16 protein-coding genes are annotated in these 16,685 nt (G+C 71.1%); 11 read left to right on the forward strand and 5 right to left on the reverse strand.

All coding sequences use genetic code 11. The features are described from left to right. Window positions 1-70 precede the first annotated feature (70 nt). The 3 genes from sepH to ACIBK3_RS40375 form a co-directional block, all read right to left on the reverse strand. Complete coding sequence (sepH, locus tag ACIBK3_RS40365) at window positions 71-1,111, reverse strand: septation protein SepH (protein ID WP_399373034.1); 1,041 nt, start codon at window positions 1,109-1,111, stop codon at window positions 71-73. A gap of 530 nt (window positions 1,112-1,641) precedes the next feature. After that, window positions 1,642-2,961, reverse strand: coding sequence for a D-arabinono-1,4-lactone oxidase (locus ACIBK3_RS40370; protein ID WP_399373036.1), 1,320 nt, complete (start codon window positions 2,959-2,961; stop codon window positions 1,642-1,644). Then, on the reverse strand, window positions 2,921-4,159 hold the full coding sequence (locus ACIBK3_RS40375; RefSeq protein ID WP_399373037.1) for an MFS transporter: 1,239 nt from the start codon (window positions 4,157-4,159) through the stop codon (window positions 2,921-2,923). The genes ACIBK3_RS40370 and ACIBK3_RS40375 overlap by 41 nt, the downstream gene beginning before the upstream one ends. Before the next feature lie 224 nt (window positions 4,160-4,383). On the opposite strand from ACIBK3_RS40375, the gene ACIBK3_RS40380 reads away from it, so the two are divergent. Both ACIBK3_RS40380 and ACIBK3_RS40385 read left to right on the forward strand, forming a co-directional pair. Beyond that, window positions 4,384-5,511 (forward strand): ferrochelatase, encoded by a 1,128-nt coding sequence (locus ACIBK3_RS40380; protein WP_399373038.1) that lies wholly within the window; start codon window positions 4,384-4,386, stop codon window positions 5,509-5,511. Window positions 5,512-5,519: 8 nt separating this feature from the next. Continuing rightward, window positions 5,520-6,335, forward strand: coding sequence for an inositol monophosphatase family protein (locus ACIBK3_RS40385; protein WP_399373039.1), 816 nt, complete (start codon window positions 5,520-5,522; stop codon window positions 6,333-6,335). A gap of 78 nt (window positions 6,336-6,413) precedes the next feature. Here the strand turns inward: ACIBK3_RS40385 and ACIBK3_RS40390 are convergent, their stop codons facing one another. Continuing rightward, on the reverse strand, window positions 6,414-6,584 hold the full coding sequence (locus ACIBK3_RS40390; protein WP_399373040.1) for a hypothetical protein: 171 nt from the start codon (window positions 6,582-6,584) through the stop codon (window positions 6,414-6,416). A gap of 426 nt (window positions 6,585-7,010) precedes the next feature. Between ACIBK3_RS40390 and ACIBK3_RS40395 the strand changes: the two genes are divergently transcribed. The 4 genes from ACIBK3_RS40395 (at window position 7,011) to ACIBK3_RS40410 (ending at window position 10,525) form a co-directional block, all read left to right on the forward strand. Next, complete coding sequence (locus tag ACIBK3_RS40395; protein WP_030605557.1) at window positions 7,011-7,664, forward strand: response regulator transcription factor; 654 nt, start codon at window positions 7,011-7,013, stop codon at window positions 7,662-7,664. Window positions 7,665-7,668: 4 nt separating this feature from the next. Continuing rightward, the gene (locus ACIBK3_RS40400) at window positions 7,669-8,901 is read left to right on the forward strand and encodes a sensor histidine kinase (protein WP_399373041.1); all 1,233 of its coding nucleotides are present in this window, start codon (window positions 7,669-7,671) and stop codon (window positions 8,899-8,901) included. 405 nt (window positions 8,902-9,306) lie between these two features. Then, complete coding sequence (locus tag ACIBK3_RS40405) at window positions 9,307-9,603, forward strand: DUF4193 domain-containing protein (RefSeq protein ID WP_005481602.1); 297 nt, start codon at window positions 9,307-9,309, stop codon at window positions 9,601-9,603. Between the two features lie 13 nt (window positions 9,604-9,616). After that, on the forward strand, window positions 9,617-10,525 hold the full coding sequence (locus ACIBK3_RS40410; RefSeq protein WP_399373043.1) for a hypothetical protein: 909 nt from the start codon (window positions 9,617-9,619) through the stop codon (window positions 10,523-10,525). A 61-nt stretch (window positions 10,526-10,586) separates the two neighbouring features. Here the strand turns inward: ACIBK3_RS40410 and ACIBK3_RS40415 are convergent, their stop codons facing one another. Further along, window positions 10,587-11,048, reverse strand: a complete 462-nt coding sequence (locus ACIBK3_RS40415; protein WP_399373044.1) for a DUF3093 domain-containing protein — start codon at window positions 11,046-11,048, stop codon at window positions 10,587-10,589. A 285-nt stretch (window positions 11,049-11,333) separates the two neighbouring features. Between ACIBK3_RS40415 and ACIBK3_RS40420 the strand changes: the two genes are divergently transcribed. The 5 genes from ACIBK3_RS40420 to ACIBK3_RS40440 all read left to right on the forward strand — a co-directional run bounded on the left by ACIBK3_RS40420 (window position 11,334) and on the right by ACIBK3_RS40440 (window position 16,679). Continuing rightward, on the forward strand, window positions 11,334-11,918 hold the full coding sequence (locus ACIBK3_RS40420; protein WP_399373045.1) for a PaaI family thioesterase: 585 nt from the start codon (window positions 11,334-11,336) through the stop codon (window positions 11,916-11,918). Beyond that, the gene (gene dut / locus ACIBK3_RS40425) at window positions 11,915-12,475 is read left to right on the forward strand and encodes a dUTP diphosphatase (RefSeq protein WP_399373046.1); all 561 of its coding nucleotides are present in this window, start codon (window positions 11,915-11,917) and stop codon (window positions 12,473-12,475) included. The genes ACIBK3_RS40420 and dut overlap by 4 nt, the downstream gene beginning before the upstream one ends. 1 nt (window position 12,476) lies before the next feature. Further along, window positions 12,477-13,241: a DUF3710 domain-containing protein gene (locus ACIBK3_RS40430; RefSeq protein WP_399373047.1), complete on the forward strand. Its 765-nt coding sequence runs from the start codon at window positions 12,477-12,479 to the stop codon at window positions 13,239-13,241. A gap of 211 nt (window positions 13,242-13,452) precedes the next feature. After that, window positions 13,453-15,999 (forward strand): ATP-binding protein, encoded by a 2,547-nt coding sequence (locus tag ACIBK3_RS40435; protein ID WP_399373048.1) that lies wholly within the window; start codon window positions 13,453-13,455, stop codon window positions 15,997-15,999. After that, on the forward strand, window positions 15,996-16,679 hold the full coding sequence (locus ACIBK3_RS40440; RefSeq protein WP_399373050.1) for a response regulator: 684 nt from the start codon (window positions 15,996-15,998) through the stop codon (window positions 16,677-16,679). Before ACIBK3_RS40435 ends, ACIBK3_RS40440 begins: the two co-directional genes overlap by 4 nt. Window positions 16,680-16,685 lie beyond the last annotated feature (6 nt).

A 16,685-nucleotide genomic window follows, 5' to 3' on the forward strand; every position in this document is an offset into this window, starting at 1 on the left:
CAGACACACGACAGGAGGGGCCCCGGCGACGCACCGCACGCCCGGGCCCCTCCTGATGTCGTACGACGGACTACTCCTGCTTCTTCCGCCGCGTCCCGAACACGATCTCGTCCCAGCTCGGGACCGCCGCCCGGCGGCCCGGGCGGACGCCGTCCGCCTCGGCCTGACGGTCGGTGGCGCCGATGAGCCGGTCACGGTGGCTGCCGACGGAACGGGGCATCAGGACGTCCGCGTAGGCGGAACCCGCCGAAGCCGCGGGCGCCGGGGGCTCCTCCTCCTCGGGCTCCGGGGAGGGTTCCTCCGTGTCGGTCTCCGCCGGGCGCTCCGGGACCACCAGGTCGCCCCGGAAGCTCGGCACCGCCTCCAGGAGGCTGGTCAGCGAGTCCCGCTCACCGGCCTCTTCCTCCGCGGGCTCGTCGAGCGACGGCCCGGGCAGGCTCGGCCGTTCCCGGTCGAGGGCGCGGTCCAGCGGCCGGTCGCGCGGCAGACGTGCGATGCGCGGGACGAAGGGGAAGCTGGGCTCGGGGGCGGCGGCGAGGTCGTCGGACTCGCCGATCAGCGAGCGCGCCTCCTCGTCGACGGCCTGGACGAGCCGCCGGGGCGGGTCGTACGTCCAGCTCGCCGAGTGGGGTTCGCCCGCGACCCGGTAGACCAGCAGGACCTCCCAGGTGCCGTCGTCGCGGCGCCAGGAGTCCCATTGCACGGTGTCCTTCTCGGCGCCGCGCACCAGCAGCCGCTCCTGTACGGCCTCGCCGAGCTGGGGTCCGGCGTTCTCGCCGGGGCGGCGAACCGGGGTCTTGCGGGCCCGCTCGGCCATGAAGGCGCGCTCGGCGAGCACGGGGCCCTCGAAGCGCCGTACGCGATCGACGGGGATGCCGGCCATCTGTGCGACCTCTTCCGCGGTCGCACCGGCGCGTATACGCGCCTGGATGTCACGGGGGCGGAGATGGCTCTCGACCTCGATCTCGATCTGGCCGAGACGGGGACGGTCGCCGCGCACGGCGGCGCGCAGGCGTTCGTCGATCGGAAGCGTGTACTCCGTCGCGTCGGCAGCCTTCAGCACCAGCCGTGTGCCGTCATTGGAGACGGCCACGACACGCAGTTCGGGCATGGGGACCTCCCGGGTGGTGCCTGCCGACGTCACGTGCGTCGCTGCTTCCGCTAGTCGAGTGTGGCCTGCCCGGGTGCAGCCTGCCACAACCTTGCCGAGTTGCCCGGCGTGTCGGGCACGGGCCCTGGATCGCCGTTATGGCACGGTTACCTATTCGCAACGCTAAGTGACCAACTCCGTCACCCTGTGCAACTAGCCCCCTCCCGGCGGTCCTTGAAGGTCACGGACGCCCTGGCGGGAGACCTGACCCAGGGCTCGCAACAGTACTCCATTCGGGCCACGTGCGTGGATGGCCACGCCGTCCGACTTCTTCCGGCCCGCGGCGCTGGGCCGTCCTCGAGCGGTTTTCGGGATCTCGGGCGTGGCGTGTTCCAGGCAGTCGCCGGACACGGAACCAATGGACCGGTCCGGGCTCAGCCCGCTGGTCTCGTCCGCTTCGTCGGCAGATGTCCCGTACGTTCCCCCGTGTGTTCCTGGACCGACTCGCGTACGTCCCTCCGCTCCCGGCGAGTTCACCCGGAGCCCTTCCGCTACGCCCCCAACACCCGCCGCAGGTAGTCGTTCTGGAACCGCCGGTCCGGATCGAGCCGGTCCCGAAGCGCGGTGAACTCGGCGAAGCGCGGGTAGACGCCGGCGAAGTACTCGGCGTCGCGGGTGTGCACCTTGCCCCAGTGCGGCCGGCCCTCGTACGCCGTGAAGATGCGCTCGGCCGCGCTGAAGTACGCCTGATAGGGCGTCCCCTTGACGAGGTGGACGGCGATGTACGCGCTGTCCCGCCCCGAGGCCGTGGACAGGGTGATGTCGTCGGCCGGGGCGGTGCGCACCTCCACCGGGAAGCTGATTCGCAGACCGGAGCGGTCGACCGTCTTCTTCAGCTCGCGCAGCGCCTCGGTCACCGCAGCGCGCGGGACGGCGTACTCCATCTCCACGAAGCGCACCCGGCGCGGAGAGGTGAAGACCTTGTACGGGATGTCCGTGTAGGTCCGCGCGGACAGGGCCTTGCTGGAGATCCGTGCGATGGCCGGGACGGTGGCCGGGACCGCGCGGCCGACCCACTGGGCCACCTGGAAGGCGCCGTTGGAGAGGAACTCGTCCTCGAACCAGCCCGCCAGCCGTCCCACCGGCTGCTCCGGGCCCGCGCTGCGGTTGTTGCGCTTGGTGTTGGTGCTGCCGGTGTGCGGGAACCAGTAGAACTCGAAGTGCTCGTTCTCGGCCCAGAGTTGGTCGAACTCGGCTACGACCCGGTCGAAGGACATCGGCTCCTCGCGAGCGGTGAGCAGGAAGACCGGCTCCACGGCGAAGGTGATCGCGGTGACGATGCCGAGCGCGCCCAGGCCGATCCGCGCGGCGGCGAAGACCTCCGGGTTCTCCTTCTCCGAGCAGCTCAGGAGCGCGCCGTCGGCGGTGACCAGTTCCAGGCCCCTGATCTGGGCGGCGATGGAGGCCGACTCGCGGCCCGTGCCGTGCGTGCCGGTGCTGGTGGCCCCGGAGACCGTCTGCTCCATGATGTCGCCCATGTTGGTCAGCGACAGGCCTTCCCGGGCCAGGGCCATGTTGAGCCTCTTGAGCGGGGTCCCGGCCTCGACCGTGACCGTCATGGCGTCCCGGTCGATGCCGCGGATGCCGGTCAGCAGTTGAGGGCGGATCAGCACACCGTCCGTCGCGGCGATCGCGGTGAAGGAGTGCCCGGTGCCGACGGCCTTCACCCTCAGCCCGTCCTCGGCGGCCTTGTGGACGGCGTCCGCCAGTTCCTCGACCGAGGCGGGCGTGACCTCCCGCGCGGGACGGGCGGCGACGTTGCCTCCCCAGTTACGCCACGTGCCGTTCTTCCCGCTCGCTGTGCTGCTCAACGACGCCTCCCCGACGCGGAGCCGGCCTGCTGAGCCGGCGGTACCCCAGGAAACCGACCGCGACCGCGACGGCCCCGGACACCGCCGGAACCCCGTACCCGGCCCGCGCGCCGACGGCGTCGATCACCCAGCCGGACACGGAGGAGCCGAGCGCGACCCCGACCGCCAGCCCGGTGCTCACCCAGGTCATGCCCTCGGTCAGTTGCGCGCGAGGTACGTGCTGCTCGATGAGGGACATCGTCGTGATCATCGTGGGAGCGATGGACAGGCCCGCTACGAACAGCGCCACGGCCAGGAACGGCAAGTTTCCGACCAGTAGGAGGGGGATCATACTCACGGCCATCGCACATATGCCCAGCAGCCAGCGAGGTTCGGGTGCCCCCGTGAAGTGCAGCAGTCCGAACACGATCCCCGCGAGGCAGGAGCCCGCGGCATACAGCGCGAGGACCACGCTCGCGGCGCCCTTGTGGCCCTGCTCCTCGGCGAAGGCCACGGTGACCACGTCGACCGCCCCGAAGATCGCTCCGGTCGCCACGAAGGTCCCCACCAGGACCTGGAGACCGGCCGCTCGCAGGGCCGTACCACCGCCGTGCTGCGCGCGCGGGTGCGGCGCGGGCTCGGTGGCGCGCTGGGCGGTCAGCCAGCAGACGCCGACCGCCAGAAAGCACGCGGCCAGCAGCGGACCGGCCTCCGGGAACCAGACCGTGGACAGGCCGATGGAGATGATCGGCCCGAAGATGAAGCAGACCTCGTCGATCACGGACTCGAAGGAGTACGCGGTGTGCAACTGCGGGGTGCCCCGGTACAGGGCCGCCCACCGGGCCCGGACCATGGCACCGACGCTCGGCACACAGCCGACGCCGGCACTGAACACGAACATTGTCCAGTCCGGCCACTCGTAGTGCGCGGAGCACAGCAGTCCCGCCGCCGCGACAAGGGCGATCATCGTCGCCGGCCGCAGCACCCGCCGCTGGCCGTACTGGTCCACCAGCCGCGAGACCTGTGGTCCAGCGACCGCCGCGGCCAGCGCCATGGTGGCCGACAGCGCGCCGGCCAGTCCGTACCTCCCGGTCAGCTGGGACACCATGGTCACGACGCCGATGCCCATCATCGACAGCGGCATCCGGCCGAGGAGGCCCGCGGCGGAGAACCCCCTGGAGCCGGCGGCGGCGAACAGGGCGCGGTAGGGGCTGGGCACGGGGTCTCCGGTCGGGCGGGAGCGGGTCGGCTCGGTGGTCGGCTCGGTGGCCGGGCTCGTCGACCGGCTCGGCACAGCGTGGACGCGGCGGCTCAGTAAGGCGCGTACATCGCCGATACAGCTTACGAGTCAGGTGGCCCTGACGCACCCGACGGACGGGCCGGGAACCCGGGTGGTCACCCCGCCGTTTCCCGGCTGTCAGTACCTGATGACAGGATCGATCCATGCCAGACGCGCTCGATGCCACCCCCTACGACGCCCTGCTCCTGCTCTCGTTCGGCGGCCCGGAGGGGCCGGACGACGTCGTCCCGTTCCTGGAGAACGTGACGCGCGGGCGCGGAATCCCCAAGGAACGCCTGAAGGAAGTCGGGCAGCACTACTTCCTGTTCGGCGGGGTCAGCCCCATCAACGACCAGAACCGCGCTCTGCTGGACGCCCTGCGCAAGGATTTCGCGGGACACGGCCTGGACCTGCCGGTCTACTGGGGCAACCGCAACTGGGCCCCCTACCTGACGGACACCCTGCGCGAGATGGTCGCAGACGGCCGCCGCCGCGTCCTGGTCCTCGCCACCAGCGCCTACGCCTCGTACTCGGGCTGCCGTCAGTACCGAGAGAACCTCGCCGACTCGCTGGCCGCCCTCCAGGCCGAGGGCCTGCGGCCGCCCGCCGTCGACAAGCTGCGGCACTACTTCAACCACCCGGGCTTCCTGGAGCCGATGATCGACGGGGTGATCGAGTCCCTCGCCGGCCTCCCCGAGGACGTCCGGGACGGCGCCCACCTCGCCTTCACCACCCACTCGATCCCGATCGCCTCCGCGGACACCTCCGGCCCGGTCGAGGAACACGGCGACGGCGGCGCGTACGTCAAGCAGCACCTGGACGTGGCGCGGCTGGTCGCCGACGCCGTCCGTGAGCGCACCGGCGTCGACCACCCCTGGCAGCTCGTCTACCAGTCCCGCTCCGGAGCCCCGCACATCCCGTGGCTGGAGCCCGACATCTGCGACCACCTGGAGGAGCGGCACGCGGCCGGGGCCCCGGCGGTCGTCATGGCGCCCATCGGCTTCGTCTCCGACCACATGGAGGTCATGTACGACCTCGACACGGAGGCAACGGCCAAGGCCGAGGAGCTGGGCCTGCCGGTGCGCCGCTCGGCCACCGTGGGCGCGGACCCCCGGTTCGCCGCCGCGGTCCGCGACCTCGTGCTGGAGCGCGCCGCCGTCGAGCGCGCGGAGCAGGTCACGCCCTGCGCCCGGGGCGCGCTCGGCGCGAGCCACCACCTCTGCCCGGTCGGCTGCTGCCCGGCCCGCGCCCCGCATCCCGCCGCCGCGGGCGCCGACAGCCCCTACGCGTGAGGAACCCCGTGACCGACCCCCTGCACTCGGAACTGCTCGCCCTCGCCCAGGAGGCCGCCGGGCGCGCCGGCGCGCTGCTGCGGGACGGCCGTCCGGCCGACCTCGCGGTCGCCAGGACCAAGTCGAGTCCGATCGACGTGGTCACCGAGATGGACATAGCGGCGGAGAAGCTGATCACCGACCTGATCTCCGCACACCGCCCGGACGACGGCTTCCTGGGCGAGGAGGGCGCCGCCACCGAGGGCACCAGCGGCGTCCGCTGGGTGATCGACCCGCTCGACGGCACGGTCAACTACCTGTACGGCCTGCCCACTTGGGCCGTCTCCATCGCCGCCGAGCAGGACGGCGAGACCGTCGTCGGCGTCGTCGCGATCCCGATGCGAGGGGAGACGTTCCACGCGGTCCGCGGCGAGGGTGCCCGGGCCACCGGCGCCTGGGACGGCGAGCGCGAGCTGGCCTGCCGCCCCGCGCCGCCCCTGGAGCAGGCCCTGGTCTCGACGGGCTTCAACTACGTCACCGAGGTCCGCGTCCACCAGGCCGAGGTGGTCCGCAAGCTGATCCCGTTGCTGCGCGACATCCGGCGGGGCGGCTCGGCCGCGGTCGACCTGTGCGACGTCGCCGCGGGCCGCCTCGACGGCTACTACGAACGTGGTCTGCACCCCTGGGACCTCGCGGCGGGCGACCTCATCGCCCGTGAGGCGGGCGCCCTGACCGGTGGACGCCCCTCAGAGCGTCCCGCACATGCTCTGACGGTCGCCGGTACTCCGGGCGTCTTCGAGCCCCTCCAGCGCCTCCTGGAGGACTTCGGCGCCTGGCACGACTGACCCGGCCGTACCGGCACACAGCGAGACCCCCGGCGCTGGATTCGCCGGGGGTCCCGCCGTGCCGCGTAACGCTCCTGATCAGACGCTCGCGCTGACCTCCACACCGTGCTCGGCGGCGAGGCGGCGCAGGTCGTCGAGCTCGGCCTGCTCCACCTCGACGAGGAAGTCGTCGCCCTCGTCGCGAGCCCGCGTCAGATCGGACTCGGTCGCCTTTATGCGCTGCAGAAGTCCTGCGGTGAATGCGTCCATGCTGCGCCCCCTCGTCCTGGGTCGTGGGTCGGTGGCACGGGGGTGTGCCGTTCGGAAGGGGCGATCACGTCTCCTGCAGATGCCCAGCGCGCTGCCCTGCTGGGCGGCGACGGTGCCGGACACCCACGCCCACTCTGCGGAAGCGGATCGCGAAGTGCCGCATGGTGGTGCGGCACATGCAGAGCGTGATCGCGGGGTGTAAAGCCGTCCTCCCCCCGCTCCCTTCCACGGAAACCTCAACCCGGCGAGAAAATCTCGCATTCCCGGGCCTCACACCTGTCCTTCAGACGGTGCTCACCCGCCTTACAGCCGACTTATGGCCGAAAAGGGCAGGATGGGGATCACACACTCAACGAAACCCCCTGCTCGCGTGGCCGAGATCGGCTACGAAGCGCTACGCGGGTGGACACAGGAAGGACAAGCGACGTGCGCGTACTCGTCGTCGAGGACGAGCAACTGCTCGCCGATGCGGTGGCCACCGGACTGCGCCGGGAGGCCATGGCCGTCGACGTCGTGTACGACGGCGCGGCCGCCCTGGAGCGCATCGGCGTCAACGACTACGACGTGGTCGTCCTGGACCGGGACCTTCCGCTCGTGCACGGCGACGACGTCTGCCGCAAGATCGTCGAGCTCGGCATGCCCACGCGCGTGCTGATGCTCACGGCGTCCGGCGACGTCAGCGACCGCGTGGAGGGTCTGGAGATCGGCGCCGACGACTACCTCCCCAAACCCTTCGCGTTCAGCGAGCTGACGGCACGCGTGCGTGCCCTCGGCCGGCGCACCAGCGTGCCGCTGCCGCCGGTCCTGGAGCGCGCCGGGATCAAGCTCGACCCGAACCGCCGCGAGGTCTTCCGCGACGGAAAGGAGGTCCAGCTGGCGCCGAAGGAGTTCGCCGTGCTGGAGGTCCTGATGCGCAGCGAGGGCGCCGTCGTCTCCGCGGAGCAGCTCCTGGAGAAGGCCTGGGACGAGAACACCGACCCGTTCACCAATGTCGTACGCGTCACCGTCATGACCCTGCGGCGCAAGCTGGGCGAGCCCGCGGTGATCGTGACCGTCCCCGGCTCCGGCTACCGGATCTGATCCCATGGCCGCGACACCCGCGCCTCCCCAGGCGCCCCCGAAGCCCACCTGGGACCCCCGCAGGCCGGAGCCGCCCTTCCCGTGGCTGCGCCCGACCATCCGGATAAGGCTGACGCTGTTGTACGGCGGGATGTTCCTGATCGCGGGCATCCTGCTGCTGTCGATCATCTACCTGCTCGCCGCGAACGCGCTGAACGTGGGCAGCGAGTTGCCCTTCAAGGTCCTCTCGGGGCAAGTGGCCAGCGACATCTGCAACTTCTCCCCCCAGATGTCGCCCACCGAGATGAACCACGCGATGAACGAGTGCGTGAACCAGCAGCGCCAGCACGCCCTGGACAACCTCCTCAGCCGCTCGCTCCTGGCCCTGCTCGGCCTCGCGATCATCGCGTTCGCCTTCGGCTACGCCATGGCCGGCCGTGTCCTGTCGCCGCTGGGCCGCATCCTGCGCACCGCGCGCGCGGTGGCGGGCTCGGACCTGTCCCGGCGTATCGAGCTGGACGGCCCGGACGACGAGATCAAGGAGCTGGCCGACACCTTCGACGACATGCTGGAGCGGCTGCAGCGGGCCTTCACCGCCCAGCAGCGCTTCGTCGGCAACGCCTCGCACGAGCTGAGGACGCCGCTCGCGATCAACCGCACGCTCCTCGAGGTGCATCTGTCCGATCCGAACGCGCCGGTGGAACTGCAACAGCTCGGCAAGACCCTGCTGGCCACCAACGAGCGCAGCGAGCAGCTCGTCGAGGGATTGCTGCTGCTCGCCCGCAGCGACAACCAGATCGTCGAGCGCAAGCCGGTGGATCTTGCCGAGGTCGCCGAGCAGGCCGTCGACCAGGTGCACGCCGAGGCGGAGGCCAAGGGCGTACTGATCCGGGGCGAGCAGAAGCCCGCGGTGGTCCAGGGCAACGGCGTGCTGCTGGAGCGGATCGCCCTGAATCTGGTGCAGAACGCCGTGCGGTACAACGTGCCCGAGGGCGGCTGGGTCGAGGTGACCACGGAGATCCAGCACGGCCACGCGGTGCTCGTGGTCTCCAACACCGGCCCCGTGGTGCCGGCGTACGAGATCGACAACCTTTTCGAGCCGTTCCGGCGCCTGCGTACCGAGCGCACCGGCAGCGACAAGGGAGTGGGCCTCGGCCTGTCCATCGTGCGGTCCGTGGCGCGGGCGCACGGCGGCCATATCTCGGCCCAACCGCGTGAAGGAGGTGGGCTCGTGATGCGGGTGACCCTCCCTGTCTGAGACCATGACCCCCGCACACGGATCGACACACAGGGATGTTCGCTTTGCGCGGAATTTTCGAGGCGCCGACCGACCGACCCCGTGTGTGATCGATCACAAGGACGATTTTCCAGCCATCTACTCTCCGTGATCATGGATACGACCGGAAAGCCGGGAAAATCCGGGTTTTCCGGGGTCTTGATCACGGGAAGTACACGGTGAGACGCCTTTGAAGTGCGGGATTCGGACCGTGTACGGTCCCGATCGCCATCCAACCCGATCACTCATGAGGGGTCCGGTTGAGTGTCGATTGAGTAACAGACCTTGATGTGAGGCAAAATCTCCGCCTCAGGTCGGGCACAAGTCCGGCCTCTCACGCGTTACGTGCGCTGGAGACACCACAGACACCCAGAGGGGGAGAGCGACATGGCAACCGACTACGACACCCCACGCAAGACCGACGACGACGTCGACTCGGACAGCCTTGAAGAACTGAAGGCCAGGAGGAACGACAAGTCGACGTCCGCCGTGGACGTCGATGAGTTCGAGGCCGCCGAAGGCCTGGAACTGCCCGGCGCGGACCTCTCGAACGAGGAGCTGGCCGTCCGGGTGCTGCCGAAGCAGCAGGACGAGTTCACCTGCATGAGCTGCTTCCTGGTACACCACCGCAGCCAGCTGGCCCGGGAGAAGAACGGTCAGCCGATCTGCCGCGACTGCGACTGAGGACGGGTCGGCCGTGACTGGCTCGACCCCTCCCCGGAAGCGCCGCTTCCTGAAAGGGGAAGCGGACTCGGTGCCGTCCCAACGACGGCACGGCGCGCGTGACGACGAGCGGGGCTCATCCGATTCCGGGTCGGCCTCGCTCGAACCGGCGGCCGACCGGGCCGATCTCCCGGTGCGGGCCGACACGCCCGCGCCCGTCGCACGGCGGCGGGTCGCGGTGATCCGGGACAGGACCCGGGAAGGCGTCCGCAAGGGCGGCAACCGCGCCAGGGCCGCCCTGGGGCACCTCGCCGACCGCATCATCGACATCGCCCCGCGGATCCCCGTACGCGACCTCGCGGCGCTCCGCAGGCAGTTCCCCGGCCTCGGGCCCGAGCAGCTCGCGGACAAACTCGTGGCGGGTGCCGCCACCGCCACCGCCACCGTCGGCGCGGGAATCGGCGCGGCGGCGATGATGCCCGTACCGCCCGCGATGCCGACGGAGCTGGCCGCCGAGATCACCGGCGTGGCGGCGATCGAACTGAAGCTGATCGCGGAACTCCACGAGGTCTACGGCGTACGACCGCCGGGCACTCTCAAGCAGCGCTCCACCGCGTACCTCAACTCCTGGTCGGGGGAGCGCGGGATCGACGTGAGCAAGCCGTCGACGGTGAGCGGCGCGCTGAACAGCCGCATGAAGCAGCAGCTGCGGCAGCAGATCATGAAGCGCGTGGTGCGCGATCTGCCGAACCTGATGCCGTTCATGGTCGGCGCGGCCGTCGGAGCGGTCATGAACCGCCGGGACACCAGACGCCTCGCCGAGCGGATCCGGGCCGACCTGCGCCGGGTCCAGGTGCCGTGGGACGCCCTGCCCGCCCTGCCGCCGCTGGAGAAACCGGCGGATCCGCTGACCCTGGGGGACGGCCCGAAAGAACTCGGGTGACGAGAACTCCGGACAAGAGGACTCGGGTGACGAGAACTCGGAGGACGCCCCGCCCCGGTGGCTAGGCCGCCGTCCGCGCGGTCTTCAGCGCCTGAGCCAGCCGCTCCGGCTCACGGGTCGACAGGTACAGGTACGGCGTCGGGTCCTCGGGGTCGGTGACCTCCACGCGCAGCGCGGTGGGAATGTAGGCGCGCAGCAGCAGGAAGGCGCGGGTGTCGGCCTTGTACGTGCGCCAGGCGCGCGCCTCCTCCGCGTCCAGCACCTCCGCCTCGCCCAGCGCCGACACCGGGATCTTCGCCTCACCCGCGATCAGGAAGCCGCCCACGACCCGGATCCGCTGCGCGCCGTACGCGCTGGCCACGATCGCCGCCACGGCGGTGCCGCCGACCAGGCCGCCGAGCATCGGCAGTGTGCCGAAGGGCAGCAGGATCAGGGCCATGGAGACCCCGACCAGGAAGGAGATCAGCCACCAGGTGCGGGGGGTGGTGAGACGTTCTTCGTACGGGGCGGCGGAGAGCTGCATGGATCCAAGCTTGGCACGGTGTCGGTATCGGGCCGTTGTCAGGGGCAGTCAGTGCCGCAGCGCTGTCGGGCAGGGTGGCGGTGGGAGACGGGTGGATCAGGGGGAGTCGGCGCGGAGCGCTGTCGGGCAGGGTGGCGGTGGGAGACGGGTGGATCAGGGGGAGTCGGCGCGGAGCGCTGTCGGGCAGGGTGGCGGTGGGAGACGGGTGGATCAGGGGGAGTCGGCGCGGAGCGCTGTCGGGCAGGGTGGCGGTGGGAGACGGGTGGGCGGGTAAGGTCTGCGCCTGTGAGTCGTACTTCCGCCGGCGTTGAGCCGCCCGCCGACGCCGTGAAACCGGTGCGTCATCCTGACGCCCCCGCGCCCGGTGAGCTGCTCGGTGCGCACTACGGCCAGTGTTTCGGCTGTGGCGGCGAGCAGCCCCATGGACTGCACCTCCAGGCGCGGGCCGGCGAGGGGGTGACGGTGACCGCCGAGTTCTCCGTGCGCCCCGCCCACCAGGGGGCCCCGGGCCTCGCGCACGGCGGGGTGCTCACGTCCGCCCTCGACGAGACCATCGGCTCGCTGAACAGGCTGCTGCGGAGCATCGCGGTGACCGGACGGCTGGAGACCGACTTCATGCGGCCGGTCCCGGTGGGCACCGTGCTGTATCTGGAGGCCGAGGTGACGGCCGTGGCCGGGCGGAAGATCTACTCCACCGCCACCGGCCGGATCGGCGCCCCCGACGGGCCCGTCGCCGTCCGCGCCGACGCGCTCTTCGTCGAGGTGAAGGTCGACCACTTCATCGACAACGGCCGCCCGGAGGAGATCCGGGCCGCCATGAACGACCCGGGCCAGGTCCGGCGTGCCCGTGCCTTCGAGGTGAACCCGTGAGCCGTGAGCCCCGCCAAGAGCTCGACGTCCTGATCCGGCGCGTCGACCCGGACGTACCGCTTCCGTCGTACGCGCACCCCGGTGACGCGGGAGCCGATCTGCGGACCACCGAGGGCTGTGAACTGAAGCCGGGCGAGCGGGCCGTGCTGCCCACGGGGGTGTCTGTGGCGCTGCCGGAGGGGTACGCGGCCTTCGTGCACCCACGATCCGGTCTCGCCGCCCGCTGCGGTGTCGCTCTCGTGAATGCCCCGGGGACGGTTGATGCCGGGTACCGTGGGGAGATCAAGGTGATCGTGGTGAATCTCGATCCGCGCGAGACCGTGCGGTTCGAGCGCTTCGACCGGATTGCCCAACTGGTCGTCCAGCAGGTCGAGAAGGTCCGCTTCCAGGAGGTCGCGGAGCTTCCCGGCTCGGCACGGGCCGAGGGGGGCTTCGGGTCCACCGGCGGCCATGCCGCGGTGGACGACGGAGGCGGCGCAAGCGGTCATGCCGCCATGGGCGGCGCGACGGGTGGGAATCGATACGCTTCGGTCGTATCCGACCGGGAAGGACAGTGACGTGTTCGGACGTCGCAAGAAGAAGGGTGCCGCCGAGGACGCGGCCGGCGAGGCCGAGCAGGTCGTCGACAGTGTCGACACTGAGGCGGACGAGGCAGAGGACACGCGTGAGCGCGTGCGGCTCGAACCGGAGCCGCGGCCGGACGGGCCCTGGGACAGCACCGAGGTCCGTGACCCGGCCGAGGGCCGGGTGGACCTGGGCGGTCTGTTCGTGCCGGGCGTGGACGGCATGGAGCTGCGGGTCGAGGTCGCGGGCGACGCGATCGTCGCCGCCACGGTCGTGCTGGGCGACAGCGCCATCCAGCTGCAGGCCTTCGCCGCGCCCAAGCGCGAGGGCATCTGGGGCGAGGTGCGCGAGGAGATCGGCTCCGGCATCACCCAGCAGGGCGGCATCGTCGACGAGGTCGAGGGCCCGCTGGGCTGGGAGCTGCGCGCGCAGGTTCCGGTGCAGCTGCCGGACGGCACGGGCGGCTTCCAGGTGGTGCGGTTCGTCGGTGTCGACGGTCCCCGCTGGTTCCTGCGCGGGGTGATCTCCGGTCAGGGCGCGGTGCAGCCACAGGCGGCCGGTCTGCTGGAGCAGATCTTCCGGGACACGGTCGTGGTGCGCGGCGAGGGCCCGATGGCGCCCCGCGACCCGATCGTCCTGAAGCTGCCGAACGACGCGCAGATGGTTCCCGAGGGCGTTCAGCAGCAGGACGAGGGTTCCCGCTTCGCCGGCGGCATGGGTCAGCTGCAGCGCGGACCGGAGATCACCGAGGTCCGCTGAGGCAGCACGACAGCATTCGCGAAGACAGCACGACAGCACACGAGAAGGGCCGCACCCTCTGGGGTGTGGCCCTTCTCGTGTGCCCGGCGCCTGACCCGGCGTCAGGGTTGCGTCAAAGTCGGCCCCCGGGTGCTCACAGCCCCCTTTGTCGCCATTGTGGGCCGTAGGGTCGACGCTGCGTGGGCAGCGGAGACCGGAAGACAATGAGGCCATGGGACGCGGCAAGCTTCGGATCTACCTCGGTGCGGCACCGGGCGTCGGCAAGACCTACGCGATGCTGTCCGAGGGACACCGCCGTGTCGAACGCGGTACGGACTGTGTGGTGGCCTTCGTCGAGCACCACGACCGGCCGCGTACCGAGGTGATGCTGCACGGGCTGGAGCAGATCCCGCGCGCGGAGCCGGCGTACCGGGGCTCGGTCTTCACCGAGATGGATGTCGACGCCGTACTCCGCAGGGCGCCCGCCGTCGCCCTCGTGGACGAACTGGCTCACACCAACATCCCCGGCTCCCGCAACGCCAAGCGCTGGCAGGACGTGGAAGAGCTGCTGGCCGCCGGGATCGACGTGGTCTCGACGGTCAACATCCAGCACCTGGAGTCCCTGGGGGACGTCGTCGAGTCGATCACCGGCGTACGGCAGCGGGAGACGGTGCCGGACGAGGTGGCGCGGCGGGCGGACGAGATCGAGTTGGTCGACATGTCGCCCCAGGCGCTGCGCCGGCGGATGGCGCACGGCAACATCTACCAGCCCGACAAGGTCGACGCGGCCCTGTCGAACTACTTCCGGCCCGGCAACCTCACCGCGCTGCGCGAGCTGGCGCTGCTGTGGGTGGCCGACCGGGTCGACGAGTACCTCCAGCAGTACCGCAGTGAGCACCGCGTCTCGAAGATCTGGGGTTCGCGCGAGCGGATCGTGGTCGGGCTGACCGGCGGTCCGGAGGGACGGACGCTGATACGGCGGGCCGCGCGGCTCGCGGAGAAGGGCGCCGGCGGCGAGGTGCTGGCGGTCTACATAGCCCGCAGCGACGGGCTGACCTCGGCCTCCCCGAAGGAACTGGCCGTCCAGCGCGCCCTCGTCGAGGACCTGGGCGGAACGTTCCACCATGTGGTGGGCGACGACATACCGGCCGCGCTGCTGGACTTCTCCCGCGGGGTGAACGCCACCCAGATCATCCTCGGCTCCTCGCGCCGCAAGACCTGGCAGTACGTCTTCGGTCCGGGCGTCGGCGCGACCGTGGCCCGGGAGTCGGGGCCCGACCTCGACGTGCACATCGTCACCCACGAGGAGGTCGCCAAGGGGCGCGGACTGCCCGTCACCCGGGGCGCGCGGCTCGGCCGGGCCCGGATCCTGTGGGGCTGGCTGGTCGGCGTGATCGGCCCGGCGGCCATGGCGTTCCTGCTCAGCACGGTGGACCTCGGCCTCGCCAACGACATGCTGCTGTTCCTCGCGGTGACCGTGACGGCGGCGTTGCTCGGCGGGCTGCTGCCGGCGCTGGCCTCGGCGGCCGTCGGCTCCCTGCTGCTCAACTACTTCTACACACCGCCCCTGCACCGCTGGACGATCGCCGACCCGAAGAACATCGTCGCCATCGTGATCTTCGTGGGTGTCGGCATCTCGGTGGCCTCCGTCGTCGACCTCGCCGCCCGCCGTACCCACCAGGCCGCCCGGCTGCGCGCCGAGTCGGAGATCCTCTCCTTCCTCGCGGGCAACGTGCTGCGCGGCGAGACCGGCCTGGAGGAGCTGCTGGAGCGGGTCCGGGAGACCTTCGGCATGGAGTCGGCGGCCCTGCTGGAACGGGCGAGCGACGTCGACCCGTGGACCTGCGCGGGCCGGGTCGGGCTCGGGCGGCCCGTGGAGCGGCCCGAGGAGGCCGACGTCGACATGCCGGTCGGCGACCACATGGCGCTCGCGCTGACCGGCCGGGTGCTGCCCGCCGAGGACCGCCGGGTGCTCGCCGCGTTCGCCGCCCAGGCCGCCGTCGTACTGGACCGCAGCCGGCTCCAGGAGGAGGCCGACCGGGCGCGGGCGCTGACCGAGGGCAACCGGATCCGTACGGCGCTGCTGGCCGCCGTGAGCCATGACCTCCGCACCCCGCTCGCCGGTATCAAGGCGGCGGTGTCCTCACTGCGTTCCGACGACGTGGACTGGTCCGAGGAGGACCAGGCGGAGCTCCTGGAGGGCATCGAGGAGGGCGCCGACCGGCTGGACCACCTGGTGGGCAACCTGCTCGACATGTCCCGGCTGCAGACCGGCACGGTCACCCCGCTGATCCGGGAGATCGACCTCGACGAGGTGGTGCCGATGGCGCTCGGCGGGGTGCCAGAGGGCACCGCCGACCTGGACATCCCCGAGACGCTGCCCATGGTCGCGGTGGACCCAGGGCTGCTGGAGCGGTCGGTGGCCAACCTGGTGGAGAACGCCGTCAAGTACAGTCCGGACGGCCGGCCCGTCCTGGTGTCGGCCAGTGCCATCGCCGAGCGGGTCGAGGTCCGGGTGGTCGACCGGGGACCCGGCGTCCCCGACGAAGCGAAGGAACGTATCTTCGAGCCCTTCCAGCGCTACGGTGACGCTCCGCGCGGGGCGGGCGTGGGGCTGGGCCTCGCGGTCGCCCGTGGCTTCGCCGAGGCCATGAACGGCACACTCAACGCCGAGGACACGCCCGGGGGAGGCCTCACCATGGTGCTCACCCTCCGGGCGGCGGGACCCCGCCCCGAGGAACCGTTCCACCCCGTACGACCGGAGAGGCAGGTCACATGACCCGGGTGCTGGTGATCGACGACGAGCCGCAGATCGTGCGCGCCCTCGTGATCAACCTCAGGGCACGCAAGTACGAGGTCGACGCGGCGCACGACGGCGCCACCGCCCTCCAGCTGGCCGCCGCCCGCCACCCGGACGTGGTGGTGCTCGACCTGGGCCTGCCCGACATGGACGGCGTCGAGGTGATCCGGGGACTGCGCGGCTGGACCCGGGTACCGATCCTGGTGCTGTCCGCCCGGCACTCCTCCGACGAGAAGGTCGAGGCACTCGACGCGGGCGCCGACGACTACGTCACCAAACCCTTCGGCATGGACGAACTGCTGGCCCGGCTGCGCGCCGCCGTCCGCCGCGCCGAGCCCACCGGGGGCGGCGAGGACGAGGTCCTGGTGGACACCGACGAGTTCACCGTCGACCTCGCCGCGAAGAAGGTCCAGCGGCACGGGAAGGACGTACGGCTGACGCCCACCGAGTGGCATCTGCTGGAGGTGCTGGTGCGCAACACCGGGCGGCTGGTCAGCCAGAAGCAGTTGCTCCAGGAGGTGTGGGGGCCGTCGTACGGGACGGAGACGAACTACCTGCGGGTCTACATGGCCCAGCTCAGACGCAAGCTGGAGGCGGACCCCTCGCATCCCAAGCACTTCGTCACCGAACCCGGGATGGGCTACCGGTTCGAGCGCTAGCAGCGC

It is taken from the genome of Streptomyces sp. NPDC050287, from assembly GCF_044459385.1.
Lineage (GTDB): Bacteria > Actinomycetota > Actinomycetes > Streptomycetales > Streptomycetaceae > Streptomyces.

Coding starts and splice junctions, on each gene's coding strand:
- sepH (WP_399373034.1), bottom strand. CDS start 1,111: ATGCCCGAACTGCGTGTCGTGGCCGTCTCCAATGACGGCACACGGCTG.
- ACIBK3_RS40400 (WP_399373041.1), top strand. CDS start 7,669: ATGGCCGCGACACCCGCGCCTCCCCAGGCGCCCCCGAAGCCCACCTGG.
- ACIBK3_RS40380 (WP_399373038.1), top strand. CDS start 4,384: ATGCCAGACGCGCTCGATGCCACCCCCTACGACGCCCTGCTCCTGCTC.
- ACIBK3_RS40415 (WP_399373044.1), bottom strand. CDS start 11,048: ATGCAGCTCTCCGCCGCCCCGTACGAAGAACGTCTCACCACCCCCCGC.
- ACIBK3_RS40435 (WP_399373048.1), top strand. CDS start 13,453: ATGGGACGCGGCAAGCTTCGGATCTACCTCGGTGCGGCACCGGGCGTC.
- ACIBK3_RS40405 (WP_005481602.1), top strand. CDS start 9,307: ATGGCAACCGACTACGACACCCCACGCAAGACCGACGACGACGTCGAC.
- ACIBK3_RS40440 (WP_399373050.1), top strand. CDS start 15,996: ATGACCCGGGTGCTGGTGATCGACGACGAGCCGCAGATCGTGCGCGCC.
- ACIBK3_RS40390 (WP_399373040.1), bottom strand. CDS start 6,584: ATGGACGCATTCACCGCAGGACTTCTGCAGCGCATAAAGGCGACCGAG.